16 protein-coding genes and 1 riboswitch are annotated in these 17,541 nt (G+C 53.4%); of the genes, 3 read left to right on the top strand and 13 right to left on the bottom strand.

Features of this window, described 5'->3' with window-relative positions; all coding sequences use genetic code 11:
- Positions 1-36 precede the first annotated feature (36 nt).
- The 10 genes from uraD to ggt all read right to left on the bottom strand — a co-directional run bounded on the left by uraD (position 37) and on the right by ggt (position 11,786).
- The gene (gene uraD, locus DNH61_RS09275; protein ID WP_111146384.1) at positions 37-534 is read right to left on the bottom strand and encodes a 2-oxo-4-hydroxy-4-carboxy-5-ureidoimidazoline decarboxylase; all 498 of its coding nucleotides are present in this window, start codon (positions 532-534) and stop codon (positions 37-39) included.
- 102 nt (positions 535-636) lie between these two features.
- Entirely contained in the window at positions 637-1,158 is a 522-nt protein-coding gene (locus tag DNH61_RS09270) for a (2Fe-2S)-binding protein (RefSeq protein ID WP_111146383.1), read from the bottom strand.
- A complete protein-coding gene (gene pucD / locus DNH61_RS09265) occupies positions 1,151-3,520 on the bottom strand; it encodes a xanthine dehydrogenase subunit D (RefSeq protein ID WP_111146382.1) in 2,370 nt (789 codons plus the stop codon). The genes DNH61_RS09270 and pucD overlap by 8 nt, the downstream gene beginning before the upstream one ends.
- Entirely contained in the window at positions 3,511-4,494 is a 984-nt protein-coding gene (locus tag DNH61_RS09260) for an FAD binding domain-containing protein (protein WP_111146381.1), read from the bottom strand. Before DNH61_RS09260 ends, pucD begins: the two co-directional genes overlap by 10 nt.
- A 378-nt stretch (positions 4,495-4,872) precedes the next feature.
- On the bottom strand, positions 4,873-5,508 hold the full coding sequence (locus DNH61_RS09255) for a nucleotidyltransferase family protein (protein ID WP_146240975.1): 636 nt from the start codon (positions 5,506-5,508) through the stop codon (positions 4,873-4,875).
- Positions 5,438-6,499: an XdhC family protein gene (locus DNH61_RS09250; RefSeq protein WP_111146379.1), complete on the bottom strand. Its 1,062-nt coding sequence runs from the start codon at positions 6,497-6,499 to the stop codon at positions 5,438-5,440. Before DNH61_RS09250 ends, DNH61_RS09255 begins: the two co-directional genes overlap by 71 nt.
- A gap of 15 nt (positions 6,500-6,514) precedes the next feature.
- Positions 6,515-7,837, bottom strand: a complete 1,323-nt coding sequence (locus tag DNH61_RS09245) for a 5'-deoxyadenosine deaminase (RefSeq protein WP_111146378.1) — start codon at positions 7,835-7,837, stop codon at positions 6,515-6,517.
- Positions 7,838-7,865: 28 nt separating this feature from the next.
- Entirely contained in the window at positions 7,866-9,476 is a 1,611-nt protein-coding gene (locus DNH61_RS09240; RefSeq protein WP_111146377.1) for a PucR family transcriptional regulator, read from the bottom strand.
- 148 nt (positions 9,477-9,624) lie between these two features.
- A complete protein-coding gene (locus DNH61_RS09235) occupies positions 9,625-10,170 on the bottom strand; it encodes a chromate transporter (RefSeq protein WP_245948079.1) in 546 nt (181 codons plus the stop codon).
- Positions 10,171-10,190: 20 nt separating this feature from the next.
- Positions 10,191-11,786 carry a gamma-glutamyltransferase gene (gene ggt / locus DNH61_RS09230; protein WP_111146376.1) on the bottom strand — a complete coding sequence of 532 codons (1,596 nt, stop codon included), beginning with the start codon at positions 11,784-11,786 and terminating at the stop codon, positions 10,191-10,193.
- Between the two features lie 252 nt (positions 11,787-12,038).
- A riboswitch (cyclic di-GMP riboswitch) is annotated at positions 12,039-12,133 on the top strand.
- A 78-nt stretch (positions 12,134-12,211) separates the two neighbouring features.
- Between ggt and DNH61_RS09225 the strand changes: the two genes are divergently transcribed.
- Complete coding sequence (locus DNH61_RS09225) at positions 12,212-12,658, top strand: chemotaxis protein CheX (protein WP_111146486.1); 447 nt, start codon at positions 12,212-12,214, stop codon at positions 12,656-12,658.
- 200 nt (positions 12,659-12,858) lie between these two features.
- On the top strand, positions 12,859-13,311 hold the full coding sequence (locus tag DNH61_RS09220) for a hypothetical protein (protein WP_111146375.1): 453 nt from the start codon (positions 12,859-12,861) through the stop codon (positions 13,309-13,311).
- 97 nt (positions 13,312-13,408) lie between these two features.
- Here the strand turns inward: DNH61_RS09220 and ytxJ are convergent, their stop codons facing one another.
- From ytxJ to DNH61_RS09205, 3 genes are all read right to left on the bottom strand, one after another.
- Positions 13,409-13,750, bottom strand: coding sequence for a bacillithiol system redox-active protein YtxJ (gene ytxJ, locus DNH61_RS09215; RefSeq protein WP_111146374.1), 342 nt, complete (start codon positions 13,748-13,750; stop codon positions 13,409-13,411).
- Between the two features lie 174 nt (positions 13,751-13,924).
- On the bottom strand, positions 13,925-14,455 hold the full coding sequence (locus DNH61_RS09210) for a DUF420 domain-containing protein (protein WP_111146373.1): 531 nt from the start codon (positions 14,453-14,455) through the stop codon (positions 13,925-13,927).
- Positions 14,456-14,570: 115 nt separating this feature from the next.
- Positions 14,571-15,716 carry a metallophosphoesterase gene (locus tag DNH61_RS09205; protein WP_111146372.1) on the bottom strand — a complete coding sequence of 382 codons (1,146 nt, stop codon included), beginning with the start codon at positions 15,714-15,716 and terminating at the stop codon, positions 14,571-14,573.
- 313 nt (positions 15,717-16,029) lie between these two features.
- Here DNH61_RS09205 and DNH61_RS09200 point away from each other — a divergent pair, with 313 nt between their 5' ends.
- Positions 16,030-17,481: a SulP family inorganic anion transporter gene (locus DNH61_RS09200; RefSeq protein WP_111146371.1), complete on the top strand. Its 1,452-nt coding sequence runs from the start codon at positions 16,030-16,032 to the stop codon at positions 17,479-17,481.
- Positions 17,482-17,541 lie beyond the last annotated feature (60 nt).

The raw sequence follows: 17,541 nt of genomic DNA, 5'->3' as shown, positions 1-17,541 counted from the left end.
GGCAGCACGGCAAGCCGGTGTCGGAGTCAGCTCCTCCTATTCAATCAGATCCAGCAGGCGCAGACGTGCGATACTGTGAATTTGCCGGATGGCCTCCGCCTTCTCGTTGTCCAGCGTGCTGCCGGTCCTCCGGCGGAGCGCATCCAGAATAGCTGTCTTATCCAAGCCGCGCACCGCAATGATGAAGGGAAACCCGAACTTCGCAGTGTACCGGCGGTTGGCTTCATCGAACACTTCAAGCTCCTCCTTGCCCAGCTGCCGCAGACCCGCGCCCTGCTGTTCCTTCGCGGAATAGTCAGTCAGGGACATTCTCGCAGCCAAATCAGGATGCGCCCGAATAAGCCTCAGCTTCTGTTCTTCTCCGGCACTGTCCACGATTTCTGACATAACCTTCGCCAGATGCTCCACTGACACGAAGGGGCCCGCACCGGCAGCCTGCTCCGCCACCCATAACGAATGCTCGTAAATCCCTTCCAGCTGCCGTACAAAAGCAGCCCGGTCCATTTCATTAAGCTGATCTATCGCAATCTTCATATGAACCCGCCCTTCCACACACTGCTCCCAACTTTTCATATGCACTTCTGCAGCCTGCCCGTCAGTTTGAGCTTTGCTGTTCTCTGATGAACAGATTCTCTACTAAGCATCACTACTGCTTATTTTCTTGAGCTCGGAAGCGCGGCGCACGGATCGGATAATCCCGCCGTAGCCTGTGCAGCGGCATATGTTTCCTGATAATGCTTCTGTAATCTCTTCATCGGTGGGATCAGGAATGAAGTCAAGCAGCGCCTTAACGGAGATGATCATGCCAGGTGTACAGTAGCCGCACTGATACCCGCCCTCTTCCAGGAAGGCCTGCTGAACCGGGTCGAGCCCTCCTGACTCTTGCGGTGCAATACCTTCAATTGTTGTTACCGTTCTTCCGCCGCATTGGTACAGCATGGTCAGACATGCATTTACAGGCCTGCCATCCAGCAGCACCATACAGGCCCCGCAGCGTCCTATTTCACATGAGCGCTTCGCACCAGTCATCTGCAGTTCATCGCGCAGCACGTGAAGCAGGCGCTTGGAAGGCTCTGTGCAGACAGTCACCCTGTTTCCATTGACATACAGCTCGGTTCCAGGTGCAGCCGGGCGCTCGGCTGCCCGGTTCTCATTCATGAACAGCCACCGCCTTCTGCGTAAAATGAGGGCGTTCCTGCAGCTCAGCCGGGTCGATCGGAAGCTTGCACACCCACCTGCCAACCGCCTGTCTGACGGCTGCCGCAACAGCCGGAGCCAGACCGACTGAGCCGATTTCGCCGATTCCGCGGGGACCATGCGGATCTCCCGGTGGCAGCTCCTCAATCGGAAGAACATCTATCCTGCCCATATGCTCAGCAATGGTCGGCACCAGATACGTATCCAGGTTTCGGGTAAGATAGCAGCCCCCGGTCATCACTGCATCCTCCGTTAGCGTAAACCCAAGCGCCATGCTGCTGCCCCCTTCAATCTGGCCCAGATACCCTTGCGGGTTCATGACCGGACCTGCTGCCACGGTATGAAACTGATCGACAACCCGCACTCTGCCTGTGAGGGTATTGACCTCCACCTTCACCGCAACCGCCGCATAGGTGTATAGAAAATGCGCGCCTACCCGATCGACAGGAGAGGCCGGATAGCTGAACCTTGTTTCCGCCATCAACGGCTCATCCGTACTCGCAGCGAGCGCCTGATACGGCAGCAGCAGCTTCCTCCCCTCTCCTTCTCCATCCGCCCGGCCGTATATACCGCCCCTGCCCATATGCAGCTGGCCGGGGTTACGGTGCAGCAGCCTGCCCGCCGCTTCCAGAAGGGCTGTCATGAATGGCATGCGCATGTTCTGTACAGATTTCCACATCATGCTTGTAGCTCTTGAGGCCGTACTGGAGCCGCTGTCCGGTACAACGTCCGTATCGCCAATCCGAATGCGGATATCCTCCGGCGCAAGGCCGAAGGTTTCGATCAGCATAAGCTCCAGCGTGGCAATCAGCCCCTGACCGAACTCCTCATAGCCGAACACAGCCTCTATCCTGCCATCGCGGGCCAGCTGCAGCCTGCCGCCGGCAGGATCGGGAATGCCCACTCCCAGGCCGGCGCCATGCATGACGTAAGCTGCTCCAATCCCTTCCTTTAGCCAAGGGGACTTGGAGTCTGCACTGTGACCATCATCACTGGGACCCGTTGACGGATTGCCGGCAGGCACGCAAGCTGCTCCCGGCCTGCGTTCAAGAGCCGCTTCCCTTTCCTTCCACAGCCGGCTTTCCTGAAGCGACTTCCATACCTGCCGGGCGCCATCTGTCCGGGCGATCGGTTGGCCGAACGGTCCGGGATCGCCGGCCTCCCGCAAGTTCAGCTTGCGAAACTCCCACGGGTCCATGCCGAGGCATTCAGCGAGCCGGTCCATCTGCCCTTCCAGCGCAAAGATAGCCTGATTGCCGCCAAAGCCGCGAAATTCGCCGGACATGCCGTTATTGGTAAACACTGACATGCTCTCCACATCTACATTTGCATATTGATAAGGGCCGGTCACATGCTCGGTGGCAAAATTCAATACCTCTGCGCCTAGTGTCGCGTAGGGCCCTGTATCTGCCGTCACCCTTACTTGATGCGCAATCAGGCGCCCGTCGGCATCCGCTCCCGTGCGCATTGTGATCACCATCGGATGCCGTTTAAGTCCAACTCTAACCGATTCCCAGCGCGAATTATGAATCCTGACCGGGCGTCCGGTTTTCATAGCAAGCAGGGCTCCATACGGCTGAACGTTCAGCTCATCCTTCCCTCCGAACGAACCGCCGATCGGACTGGATACGATCCTGATGTCTCCCTGCGGAACAGCAAGAATCCGTGAGAGCTGCAGCCGGTCCATGAAGCCGTGCTGGGTCGGCGCATATACATTCAGCAGCCGATCCGTCCCCGGGACGAACAGTCCGCCCTCCGTCTCCATGTACGTATGCATCTGTCTCGGTGTGCTGTAGGTCTCCTCCACAATGTGCGCGCAGTTCTCAAAGGCCCGCTCCACATCCCCTGTCTTATAAGCATTCCGGTGCAGAACATTGCCATGCGGATGCAGCTGGTCAGCATCGTTCTCCAGCGCCTTCTCCGGACTGTCGAGCACAGGCAGCTGCTCGTAATCCACCTCAATTGCCGCTAGCGCCCTCTCGGCCTGCTCCAGCGTTTCGGCCGCTACGGCCGCTACAGCATCCCCTACGTAGCGGACACGGTCATAACAGAAGACCGGCTGGTCCTGGATTGCGATGCCGTAAGCATTAAGGCCCGGCACATCCAGGTGGGTCAATACAGCATGAACGCCGGGAAGCTTACGCGCCTGATCCACACGTATTCCAAGGATGGCGGCATGCGGGTAGGGGCTGCGGAGCACCAGACCTGTCAGCATGCCGGGCAGCGCCATGTCGGTTAAATATTTCATCGCTCCTGTCACCTTGTCCCGACCATCCGGACGGATACGCCAGCGTTCACCACTGTTCTTGCGGTTCAACAGCATCCTGAATCCTCCTCCCTGGCCATCCCCTTCGCCGACTTCCATACAGCAGCAGTCAGCAGGCCAGCGGCAGTCAGCCTCCGGTATTCCCTTCCGGCAAATGCATCCCCGACCGGATCAAAGTCGGTGTAGACTGCTTCGTACAAGGCGTGGAGCAGCTCAGCATCACTGAGCAGCCTGCCTTCCAGAACAGACTCCGGGGCTCGCAGCCGGGAAGGCGGTGTCTGGCCGCCGCCTGCAGCTACACAGACATTAGCCAGTCTGCCTTCTTCCGTGATATCGCCCATAATAGCTGTTGTTACGACAGAAGGCGTGAAGGCCTCCCGTCTTCCCACTTTATCGTAAGCGGATAGCCGCTTTACTTCATATCCCACGGGCAACACGTCATCACCCTCATACAATCGCTTCTCGTGAACAACTTCTTCAGCGGTTTTCAGTCTTATTCCGTGCAAGGGTATGCGAATATGTGTAAGCAGCGCAGCCGATCCTGAGCGTGTTTCAGCTTCGGCCAGCCATGCTTCCAGCGGAACCGCCTCCGTCTGGCTGCCGTTAAACCACAGTAAGTCAGCATGCAATGCCAGAAGGGCAGGCAGCGAGTCTCCCACCATGCTGCTGATGTTGCCCCCGATGGTCGCTAGATTCCGGACTGAAGGTGCTGCAATGACCCTGCAGGCTTCAACAAGCAGCGGGGCGTAACGGGCTGCAGCAGTGTTATACCGGATCCCCGCAAGCGTGGTCTGAGAGCCGATCATCAAATAATGCTCATGGAGCGTAACACCACTCAAGCCTGGAATGCTGTTCAGGCTGATGAGATGGCGAGGCGGTTCAGCCGTCCCCGATTCCCACCACGTGCGAAGCAATGTGCCACCTGCGATATATTGGCTGTCAGCAGCGAACGCTTCCTTCAATCGCCAGGCCTCTGAAGTATCGTGCGGATACCAGACAGCCGGGGAAGAAGAACGGTATTCCTGTTTCATGCAAGCACCCCCCTTCAATATTCGCTAGACACTGTATCACCGGTCTTTCAGCATCCTTCCGCAAGCCGCTTCGAAACCGAAGGCCTATCCGCATACAGCACGGTATATTGGAATGCTTCTCCTCATTTAAGTGCACCCAGCTCAGCGATACCTGGATAGCGAATGCAGGAGGATCAAGGAGCCGTGTAATATTGCACTACTATATGTTCAGAGACCGTTTACGTCAACTTAAATGACACAGATTTGTGAAAAACAATAAATTTCATCTCTATTTCTTGTTTGCGATGCATGAATCGGCTTCATATGATACTAAATCTACCGAAAATATGACATCATTTGCCTAAAATTTTTTTGCTCCGTTCGCACATGACAGCACCCTTAGCCCATTCCCCTTTGCGCCCACCAAACACGGGCAGCGTCAAGCTGTTCCGGTGTATCCACGTCGAGCGCCTCATGCGACTCCAGTTCAACCCGGCTGCCATTCCACCTTCCCGAAGTCAGCAGCCGTCTGGCACCCTCATCTCCATGAAGCTTCATGAGCTCGGGGAAGCACCGCCCGCCCCAGAGCACGGGCGGCATCATTTGCCCCTGATAGCAGCCCGCAACATAATCCAGTGCCGGATCGGAGTCCAGCCTATCCAGGTAATTCTGCAGCGTATCTCTTCGGATGAACGGCTGATCCGCAAGCATGACAAGCACCGCTTCCAGTTCATGGCCTCCCTGTCTACCAAGCAGCCATTCCATTCCCGCGCGAATGGAATGGCCGATTCCGGAAGAAGCATCCTTACATTCCACGAAGGTAAATGCCCCTGACTCTAATCCGCACTCTCGAGGAACCCATCCCCTGTCATCCTCAGGCTTGACGACTACAGCTGCCGGACCCTGCCATTTCTCCAACAACGTCTTGAGCGCCAGAGAACCAAGAGGTAAGCCTTCCACCAGGTCAGCGTGCAGCTTGGATACCCCCATTCTGCGTGCCGAGCCTGCCGCCAGATACAAGCCTCCCGCCTTCAAACCGTTCACCCCCCTTCCGCATCGATCTGCGGAAAGCCGAACGTACAGAAACCAGTTCAGCCGCGATACTGACCGCTATTTCCTCTGCTCCTTCCGCTCCAATCAACAATCCGACCGGTGCGTGGACTACTTGACGCCGGACCTTCAAGCCATCCAGGAGCAAGCCCACCCTCTTGGCAGAGCCAAGCAGGCCGATGTAATGCGGATTGTGACTGAGCATTTCTGCAAGCATTTCCTTGTCGCGAGCTAAATTATGACTGCAAATTAGAATATAATCACGCGGACAGACCCCGATGGCATGAGCAATTTCTCTTGGTGAACCAGACGCCAGCTCCTCCCCTCTAACCTGTCGCAGCTGCAGCACACTCTCTCGCCAGTCAGCAACGATAACCCGAAAACCAATCCGCTGCGCCGCCTCGCTCATCGGCACCGTGTCATCCCCGCCGCCGAAGATGATCAACCGCTCCCTCGGCATCCATAGCGTATCAAGAAGAGGCATACCCTCCGGCATACCTCGTCTGAAGCCCGGGTCAGCGGAACAGCTGCGCAGGGCAGGCTCACCGACGGCAAGCGAATATCGGATATCATTGGATTGTACACTCGCACGCCGCATTAGCCTGACCGGCAGTCCCTTGCTCACAACATCGGACGCTCGCTGCAGACGCCCATGAAGCTCTCCCGCAACCGGCTCAAGCAGAACGGTAAGCGCTCCGCCGCAGCCAACCGCTTCCCCCCATAAAACATCCTCGTCCGGGTTCATATTATAAACAACATGACATGGAATCCCCGCTGCAAGTACAGCCTGCACTCTTTCCCGCAGATCCTGTTCCAGGCAGCCGGGACTGATACTGCCAACACGGGTTCCATCCTGAAGAAGCAGCATGCTGGCACCTTCCTTCCGGTAAGAATGCCCAACTGCCCGAACAATCGTCGCCATCACCGCAGGCTGCTTCAATTCGGCTGAACATTCCAGAACCTTAAGTCCATCCATGCCGCCGCCTCCTTCCTATATTCGTTCCAGCAGCTGCCTAAGACTTCGGTCAGCTCCCTTGAGAACACTCGAACGATTGACCGTCCGCACTATCCCGCCCTCCATAACCACCCGCCCGTCAATAATAACAGTGTCAACATCCCCTCGGGTCGCAGCATATACAATCCTCGAATACCAATCCGCATCGTAGGATGGGTAAACATGGAAGTTCTCCAAGTCAAGAAGCTGCAGGTCCGCCAGCTTGCCGGCCTCCACGCTTCCGATTTTGTCCTCCATTCCCAGCACCTGAGCCCCGCCCATAGTAGCCATGCGAAGCACCGTTCTCGCGTTCATGACAGTAGGCCCGTGCTTCACCTTCTGTATATAAGCCGTCAGCCGCATTTCCTGGAACATATCCAGATTGTTGTTGCAGGGAGCGCCATCAGCCCCGATTCCGACTGGTACACCCAGGCTCATAAGCTCGGGTATTTCCGCGATGCCTGAGGCCAGCTTCAGGTTGGAGCCCGGACAATGCGTAACTTTCACTCCCCGTTCCCGGATAATACGCTTCTCCTCATCATCGAGCCATATGCTGTGTGCCAGAATCAAATCAGGGCTCGCAAGGCCGATATGATCGAGATAGACCACGTTCCGCATGCCTCTCTCAGCCTCAACGATTGCAATTTCTCCTTTGTTTTCCGAAGCGTGCGTATGAACCTTGACTCCATACTGCCGGGACAAATCCCTGACACCGGTCAGCAGCTCTTCGGTACAAGAAACTACAAACCTCGGACAAAATGCGTAGGAGATGCGGCCGCCTTCAGCACCATGCCACTTCTCGAGCAGCCTGACACTCTCCTCCAGGGACTGCTGTGTGTTCTCCTGAAGCGCAGCCGGCACCTCCGACCCATGGTCCATCATAACCTTGCCGGACAAAGCTCGAATTCCGCTCTCTGCGATGGCCTGAAACGCTGACTCCGTATGATGGACCGTCTCCATATCCAGTATTGTGGTCGTCCCGCTGCGAATAAGCTCGCCAATGCCGAGCAGCGCCGAATAATAAACAGACTCCTCGTTATGTGCCGCCTCAAGCGGCCAAACACGTTCCCGAAGCCAGTCAATCAGCTCCAGGTCATCCGCCCGCCCGCGAAACAGTGTTTGACAAAGATGGATATGCGTTTGCACGAAACCGGGAAGCAGCACCCTTCCCCCAGCTTCTATGACCCGGTCTGCCGAATCTTCCAAGTCACTTCCAACCTTGGCAATCCGGTTCCCTTCAATTAATACATCTCCGCGGATGATCTCATCCCGCCCATTCATAGTCACGACTACTGCATCTCTAATAAGCAGCGTTCCCATATGCGAACCTCCCGATGGTCTTCCGCATCTACCGGGTGCAGCCGCCTGCCGCCAGCCGCTCCCTGGCAAGTATTCTGCGGAACATAAATGCGATCTTCAGTCTCAGCAAATCGTTCACTTTCTTGAAATCCACATCCAGCAGCTCCCCAAGCTTCTCGATCCGGTAAGTCGCAGTATTACGGTGGATATACAGTTTCTTGGCTGTCTCATTCAACTGGCCGTCACATTCCAGATAAGTCTCCAGCGTGCGCAGCATCTCCTGCGCATAATCCGGGTCCTTGCCGAGCAGACCGCCGAGCCACCGCTGACAGAACATCTGCATCCGCTCAAACGGCACACTCTCAAACACGTAACCCAGATCCATCGTGTCGTATTTGACGATCCGCCCGGCAATTCCCCAGTCCACCGACAGTCTGCGGCATTCCAGGCACTCATCATAGGCCTCCAGCAGCCCGGCCGCTGTCTTCCTGCGCCCGCTGATTACAGAGCGAAGGTCTGCTCCCTTCCCTCTCTTCATTCCGTCAAAGCACGCTTCCAGTGCTTCTCCGATCCTTTCCCCGCCAGCCGTTCCAGGGTCCGGAAACAGGGACAGAACACCTTCCTCCAGCACAATATGGAGCCCCTTCAGGTGCTGCACTCTCGTATGGCTTAACAGATCCAGCTTCAGATCCTCCAGCCGCCCCGCACGCTCCACGGGATTTTCATCACGACCGAAACCAGACAGTACACACCGGTAAGGCTGGGCAAATATGTCCAGCTCCCACCTGTCTGCATATTCCTGCAGTGTTTCTACAGGGAGACCATTCTTAATGCACCGCTTCACCAGCAATCCGAAATCCCGTTGAACGGACATTTCGAAATAGTCTTCATAATTAACATTCATATGAAAGGCGATCAGTTCAGCTGCCTGCATATATAAACTTTCTTCAATCGTCATATGAAACGGCCCGGAATTGAAAAACATCACGAAGCCGGAGCATTGTGACTGCCGCATCAGCGGAACCCGGAACGCCTGCCAGGCACCATGCTTCATCCATTGGTGGCTCAGCGACCAAGGCCTCTTATCCAGCAGTTCTTCATCGCTCAGTCCCGATGTGTTATAGAGCATTTGTCCGCGCGATCCGATAACTGCCATCTTGTCGCCCACAACTTCCTCCACCGCCTCAAACAAGTCCCGGATATGATCAAAATGCAGTGCAAACCGCATCAGCCTGACCTGCTTATCGAGCAGCAGCTGAAGCGCATCCGTGCTGCGCTTCAGTTCCTCCCGGAACAGTCCATTCATCTGGTCGGAAAAAGTGAATTGGTAAGGCAGCTCTATCAAGGGGAAGCCCAGATCATCGGCTATCGCGATCAGTTCAGCAGGAACACTGTCCCAGAAGCGGCCGAGCTTGATGCCGAGTGCTGCAGAGCCGCACTGATCCAGCTTGGAGAGTAGCTTTGCCGCCTCAGAAGGCCGGTCCTTAATCAAATAAGCCGTGGTAAATAGCATCTCACCCTCTTTGACCCAATCCGTAATATCCGGCGCATCCATCACATTTACCGCTTTAACGATCCGGTGTTTCCCCGCCGATCCCGCAATCAGCTTCCCTTCCGATAACGGGTATACATTCATGGCCTGCTCGACTGTCATATTCATGGCGTTCCCTCCGGTGAATAACGGACTTCAGTGCCCGTTTCGCTCTAATGTTAGAATATATAACATTGTAATGCCGAAATATTCAGAAATCAATAACAATGTTAGATAATATAACAAATAGTCGAATATCATACCATGAATCTGACATTTAGCCCCCTCTCATAAACAGAGCACCGACGATTAGGGCTCCGATTATACCCCACACGGCATTAAGGTGATAATAGTGGACCAGGACAAAGAAGCCGGCTGCGATAAGCAGCGGCAGGAAAGGCACCGGCCCTGCAATTGGCTGAATCGCATATTTTACAAAATCATAAGCAAGCATAGCCATCATGACGAAGATGACCGGCTGGATACCCCGGATCATTCCACGTACAAAAGGGTTATTCGACAGCTTCAGCATGACACCAGCGAGCAGGATCATGACAATGGCTGTAGGCAGGACGACCGCTGTCAGGGCGACAGCCGCACCTGCATAGCCCGCCACCTTAAAACCTATATACGCAGCAAGCTTGGTCGCTATTGGACCAGGAAGCGCATTGCCGAAGGCGAGCGCTTTACCAAATTCATCCGTATTCATCCATTCATACCGCGTTACCACCTGATTCTCGTACAGCGGAATAATCGCTGGGCCTCCTCCGTATCCAAGCATCGTTGCCGTGCCAAAGGCCATGAATAAGTCCCATAGCTTCAAACCGGTCACCTCTTCCTCTCTTACCAGCCTATTACCGAACCGTCGCCGCGCGGATCCGCCGCTCCGCTGATCACGCCTTCCCGGCTGATGCTGATTGCCTGTGCCTGCCCCATTACACCATCCCAATCGCGAAGCATATCTACCTGATGGCCGATAGCCCTGAGCTCAGCTGCCGTTTCGCTGCCGCACCGGCCTTCCAGCTTGAGCGTATCGCTGTCCTCCCCCCATGTCCTGCCATAAACCCATCGCGGAAGCGACACCGCTTCTTGTGCCGTCAACCCGTAGTCGAAGACACCGGTCAGCACAGACAGCTGGGTCTGTGGCTGCCCTTCACCCCCCTGTGTCCCCAGAAGAAGACAGGGACGACCTTGGTCCGCAACCATTCCAGGCATAAGCGTATGAAAACTGCGCTTGTTAGGCTCCAGTGCATTCGGCGCAGCCGGGTCAAGCGAGAAATAGCAGCCTCTGTTCTGCATCACAATCCCTGTATCACCTGCTATGTAAGCCGATCCGAAGTCAAAATATAAGCTTTGGATAAACGAAACAGCGTTTCCTTCCTCATCTACCACCGCCGCATAGGCTGTGTCCTGACCGCTCGCCTGTGAGAGAAACGGGTCCGCCTGCGGCGGCAGCAGGCAGACCTGCTTCCACAGCTGCTCGGCATATTCCCGTGACAGCAGCTGTTCAAGCGGGATGTGACGAAAATCCGGGTCCGTCAAGTAAGCGTCACGGTCGTGAAAGGCCTTCTTAACCACTTCCGTCACCAGATGGTAAAAGGCCGCTGAGCGGCGGGGGATATGCCTGAGCTCGGTATTTTCAAGCATATTCAGCATCATGAGCAGACTGAAGCCCTGAGAGTTCGGCGGCATCTGATAGACGGTTCTCCCGCGGTATTCCGTGCTTATCGGCTTTACCCATTCACCATGATGGCACAGGAAGTCCTCCGGCATTAACAAACCGCCGACATGCCCCATCGCTGTCGTGATCCGCTGCATTAGGTCGCCTTCATAAAATACCCTCCCGCCTCCTCTCTGGAGCATCCGCAGCGATCCGGCAAGCTCCTTCTGCCGCAGTTGCTCTGACTCCTGATATACACGTCCATTCTGCGAATAGGTCCTTCTCATATTACCGTCTAAAAGAATAAGCTCCTCATCCTTCTTAAGCCATTCCGCCAAATTTGCGGAAACCGGGTAACCGTCCTCCGCATAACGTACTGCTGGCTCAATTAAATCCTCCCACGGCAGCTTCCCGTAGCGCGACCAAACCTCCCACCAGGCATCAGCCATCCCGGGCACTGTAACGACACTATCGATCCCCCGTGCAGGAATTCGGCTCATTCCTTTATCCGCATACCAGCCGGGGACCGCCCTGCTTCCAGACCTTCCGCTGCCGTTGTAACCGACATACTCCCCCGTTGAGGCTTCGAACATGAGGAAGAATGCATCACCGCCCAGCCCCGTCATATGGGGGTATACCACTCCCAGCGCGGCACTGACCGCCACAGCAGCATCGAAGGCGTTCCCCCCTTTGTGGAGAATAGAGGCACCTACGGCGCTTGCTATATAATGAGGGGAAGCAACCATTGCCTGCCGCACCTGAGGCATCCTGTTCTGCATCCTTAACTCCTCCTTTCGCATAATTGCCATTATTGTAGAACCGTTTGGCAGAGCGTTCAACAAGCCGGAACTGCTTTTGTTATTTTAGCTAACATAAAGTCAGAGTGTTGTTCATGATGCACGACCAGCACATAATTCCGGCTGCCCAGCATATTTTACAAAATTATCAATGACATTTGTCGCATTCTTGTGTTAATATGAGGTATAAAGAACTATTTGAATAGGACTTTTGCTTCAAACGAATATATTCAGCAACGATAATCGCAAACCAGCCGAAAGGCTGGGACGCAAAGCTACGGGCCTAACGGAGAAGAAGCTGCAGCTCCCAAGGTCGCCTGGCTGCCGTATTGCGGGAGCGCACCGTCAACAAGCCGCACCGGAACCGGATAGCGGCTTTTATATTTTCTAAACTTGGGGGCTTTCACATGAATGCACAATACATCAATCCATTCCTGGCATCTTCTGTTCATGTCATTGAAACGATGATTCAGGTTAAACCATCCGTTGGACAAGTCGTACTGAAACCTATTCAAGGCAGCGAGCTGCTGATGCTCAGAATCGGCATTATCGGACAGATCAAGGGAGATGTGGTGTTCTGTTTTCCACAAGAGGTAGCGATGAAAATCGTCTCATCCATGATGGGAGGCTACCCTATTTCCGAGCTGGATGATATGTGTATGAGCGCCATTGCAGAGCTCGGCAATATGATCAGCGGCAACGCCAGCACTATGCTGTCAAACGAAGGGATTGCCGTGGATATTACACCCCCGGATATCGTGCAGGCTGACTCCACTTTGCATAAGAAGCAGGCCTTGACGGTACCTTTGGTCTTGAACAATATCGGCGAGTTCGATATCTATATGATCGCCTGACTCACTTATGGCAAATGGTTGAGCGTACCGCATGACGGCACGCTCTTTTTGTCCTCTTTATATATTGTATGCGGGACTCATTAATGGTATATTGTGTAGGGCCTACCCAGATTAAGCAGCAGTTAAACAGCCGGGTAAGAAACTTTCCTACCTTATGAACGTATTACCTACTAAGAAGACACCTAGAAACGGGGAATGACATGTTGAGCGAAGTAGCCATGAGCCGTATCGCAGCGCTTATCAAGCTTTCGGGAAGCAGCGTACGGTTGATCGTCGAGGATCATTTTCCGGAACATCGCAATGTAGGCGGTAAATACAAGATGAGCGACCATTCCATCACCTTGTATCTGAAGGAAATCGAGGAACAATGCATTAACCTTCTTGGCTCTCTTGAGGAGCTCGATGAATATATCGCCATCATATTCGCTCATGAGCTCGGTCACGCAGAGGATCAAGAGCTGCCGGGTCTGTCGGATCGGCTCGATTCGGCATTCAGCGAAATGGAACACAACTTGATCGCTTTACAAATTGAAGAAAATGCATGGCGCTACGCGAAGGACATTCTCGGTCTTGGAGCGGGGCAGCTGTTCGATACCATAGTAGAGCATTCTCTGCAAGCCTACCGGCTGTCTGTTCAAGCCGACATTGCCTAACCGACAATTACAAGGGCTGTTCCTGATCCGATTACTCGGCTTGGAACAGCCCTTTTCTCAATAGGGATATAGTCATTTTCAATCCGGTCTTGACGGTTTAGTCGAGAACCGCAGTAATGTGCTTGTTGGTAACGGACCAATGAGACGTATTCCACACCGATTTGCTATCCTTGAACAGAATGATTTGCGGTGAGGCATGCGTCACACCGAGATCTTCAGCTACCTGATTGGAAACCGGGCGAGCCTCGACAACCTTTACTAAATAGTACTCCGTATTCGTATTCGGGTTACCCGCCAGATAGCTCTCGAATTCCTCCAGTGCACTGCTGCTGACCGGACAGCGGGTGCTGTGCTTCAGCAGCAGCACCTGACGCTCGGCAGACTTCTGCTTCAGCTGCTCCCATTCATCAAGCGTCGTGATTTCCTTCCATTCTGCCACCTTGCATCATCCTTCCCTTTTCTATAGGTTCTGCAATCTTATTGTATGTCATTTTATTCCCCTCTTCAAACCACAGCGAAACGCCTCTCCAAACAAGACAACAGCGTCCACCCGCAAAGATTACAAATCCTCTGCAGAGTGAACGCTGACAGCTTCGCTATCCTGCCTCTCAGCTTAATAGTAAGGTGAGATCAGCAGGTATACAATAACACCGGTAAAGCTGACATACAGCCACACTGGCATTGTCCACCTGCTTATTTTGCGGTGTTTGCTGATATTGTTCGTGTATCCCCATACAATGGACAGAAGCGCCAGCGGCACATTGATAATCGCCAGCAGGATATGGGTTACCAGAATGAAGAAGTACACATACCGCATCACATCACTGCCGCCAAACTTCGTTGGCTCTGTCAGGAAGTGATAAATGACATAACAGATCAGGAAGAGCGCTGTCGTTGTGAAGGCCGCAAGTATAAAGGTTCTGTGTACCGCTATATTGCGCCGCTTAATTGCTGCCAGAGCGATGAGGAGAAAGGTAAACGTGAAGCAATTATAAATCGCATTCAGCAGCGGCAGAATAGTTACGTCAAAACCTACCTCGCCTTCATATCCCGGCAGGAAGAACAGCACCGTAATGATCCCGACCAGAACAACCGAAAATCCGAATATGGTTAGAACCCACTTCCGTTCCTTTTGCTTATCCAACTATGATCCCCCCAACCATGATTCAGCTTACCTCTATCTAGATTAGTCATTTTTTATGGCTAGCACAACCGGTTTCAACGTGCGGTTTGTCACAATATTTCGAACGATTGGCCAATCAGCCGGTAAACTTCAATGTGATCGAGATAATTTCTGACCGGCTTGCCAAACGAACTGGGGGCCCCCATGTACCGAAGCCCGATGATACGATGACATGCATGCTTTCCTTCATCATATAACCCCAATCAAGCTCAAAGAGCCGTTTTGTAATCAGGTGATTAGGCGCAAACTGCCCCCGGTGCGTATGTCCACAGAGCAGCAGATCCGCCCCCGCAGCTGCCGCCTTGTCAAAGGCGTAGGGCTGATGGTCCATCAGCAGTACGGGCTTGGTCTTGTCGAGCTCCGCGAGCAGCTGGGCTGTCGTCTTCCGTCCATCCGGCTCCATGGTTTCCGCCGTCTTATCCTTGCGTCCAGCGACATGGAACCAACCATCCACTGTCACTGTCTCATCACGCAGCACCCGGATCCCAATGTCCCCCATCCGCTGCACATACTCATCAGCATGGCCGCCATAGTATTCATGATTGCCAAGGATCGCATAGGCTCCATACTTGGCTGAAGCCTGCAGCTTGCACATTGTATCGGCCATCCGGTTGCGGACAAACGGCTCAATGACATCATCAATAACATCGCCAGGCAGCAGGATAAGATCCGGATGGATCCGCTCTGCTGCCTTGACCAGCTTGGATAAATGACGGTTCCCGACGATATTGCCGAGGTGGATGTCCGAAGCCATAACAATCTTCAGCTGCCGGGCCCCTTCTGTTTTCTTGGGGATGGAGAGCTCATACTGCCTGACAACGGGCTGAGTCGCATTCCACCAGCCTCGGGCAAGCAGCAGAAGCAATACAGCGATGAACGTCCACCCGGCGGCAAGAACATAAGCCTCCCTGCTGATATCTATGCGCAGAGCCGCAAGGAATCCGAGATTAGCGAGCGGGAGAAGCAGCACCGAGAACTCCAGGACGGCGAAATAGAAGGAACCGATGACCTTAAGCAGTCTGGCTGCTGGCCCCTTCACAATACCAGATCGGCCAATTAAGTATGCCGAGGCAAAGCTCCAATACAGAATCCAGAATATCAATGTCGGAAAGGCTGGAGCAGCCGCCTCCAAAAAAATCCTTCCATTCCATCCGATATAATAATTAATTCCGGCAAAAGCAAGAAATAATAAGGAAACCAGAAAAATTTGCTTTACTCTCATGCGCGATATCTGCTCCCTTAAATGTGAAATGTTGTGCCCTTATGACGGGATAAGTTTAACACAGCCGGTTGCCTCTCTGCATCTTTCCTCACACACCTTAAAATTCAAAGATAAATGAAGCTATTACTAGTTAATTCGAGATAAATGGCTGTTATAGAAGGATTATTTACTTTTTTACCTACTAGAGTTGTCGGCCAACTTCCTGTATAATGCCGTTTAGCACATATCGGCCCCGACTTTCCTGAGAGTGGAAAGTCACTAAATAAGCAATACAGGATATCCAGTAAGAAGAACAACAAGGAGGCACTTATTCGTGTATCAACAACTTCATAAGCATTGGTTGTCCAATACCCGCGGGGATATTCTGTCGGGTATTACCGTTGCGCTCGCGCTTATTCCCGAGGCAATCGCCTTTTCAATCATTGCCGGTGTCAACCCTATGGTCGGACTGTATGCATCATTCTGTATCGCGGTTGTGATCGCATTTACTGGCGGACGGCCAGGAATGATTTCGGCTGCTACAGGTGCTATGGCACTGCTGATGGTGACGCTTGTCAGGGAGCATGGTGTGGAATACCTCTTTGCCGCCACAATCCTAACCGGTATTATTCAGGTCATATTAGGCTGGCTAAAGATTGGTAAAATCGTTACCTTCATTCCGCATTCCGTCATTACTGGTTTTGTTAATGCGCTGGCCATCCTGATCTTCATGGCTCAGCTTACCCACTTTGAGGGACAGGGCTGGGTAATGTATGGTCTGGTCGCACTCACACTGGCTATTATTTATATTCTTCCACGGTTAACGAAGGCCATACCTTCAGCCCTCGTAGCGATTATCGTGGTTTCCATCATCGTGATTTCAATGGGTATTAATGTCAACACGGTTGGCACCATGGGAGATCTGTCCAACCTGCCGCCGGTGTTCCACATCCCGGCTGTTCTGTGGACATGGGAGACACTTGTTATTATTTTCCCTTATGCGCTGTCGCTATCGATTGTCGGTATTCTGGAATCCCTTCTGACAGCAACAATTGTAGATGAGATGACAGATACCGGCAGTGACAAGAACCGTGAAATCAAAGGCCAGGGCATCGCCAACTTTGTCACCGGGTTCTTCGGCGGCATGGCCGGCTGCGCTATGATCGGCCAGTCTGTTATCAATGTCAAATCCGGCGGACGGACGCGCTTGTCCACACTTGTAGCAGGCGTCTTCCTGTTATTCCTGATTATGGTGCTTGGAGATGTCGTCAAGCAAATTCCAATGGCTGCATTGGTCGGCGTGATGTTCATGGTTTCCATCGGTACCTTTGACTGGCAGTCCATTACAAACATGCGGAGAATTCCGGTGGCCGATTCGGTCGTGATGGTTGTTACTGTAGCCATTGTCGTGGCCACGCATGACTTGTCCAAAGGTGTTATTGCAGGTGTCATTCTGAGCGCACTGATCTTCGCGTGGAGAAGTGCCAAGATTCGCAGCTCCCGGGTCATTCAATCCAATGGAGCCGCCAGGTACACCATCACTGGCCAGCTCTTCTTCGGTACGATGATGAAGTTTGCCGAGCTGTTTGACTATAGCGGTGATCCGGATCACATCGTCCTTGATTTCACTCATTCTCATGTGTGGGATCATTCAGCCGTTACAGCAATCGCCAAGGCGATTGCCAAGTACAAGAATAACGGGAAGACGGTAACAATAGAAGGGCTTAACAAGGAAAGCCAGCATCTCATTGATAAAGTCGGCCTTCATTCCACGGGCTCTCACTAAACCACACGAAACAGGCGGCTGGAATGCCAATCAACATTCCAGCCGCCTGTTTATTAGTAT

Source organism: Paenibacillus sambharensis, assembly GCF_003233845.1.
Classification (GTDB): domain Bacteria; phylum Bacillota; class Bacilli; order Paenibacillales; family Paenibacillaceae; genus Paenibacillus_I; species Paenibacillus_I sambharensis.
The sequence above is the reverse complement of the archived record's forward strand: the minus strand, read 5'-3'. Positions and strand labels throughout refer to the sequence as shown.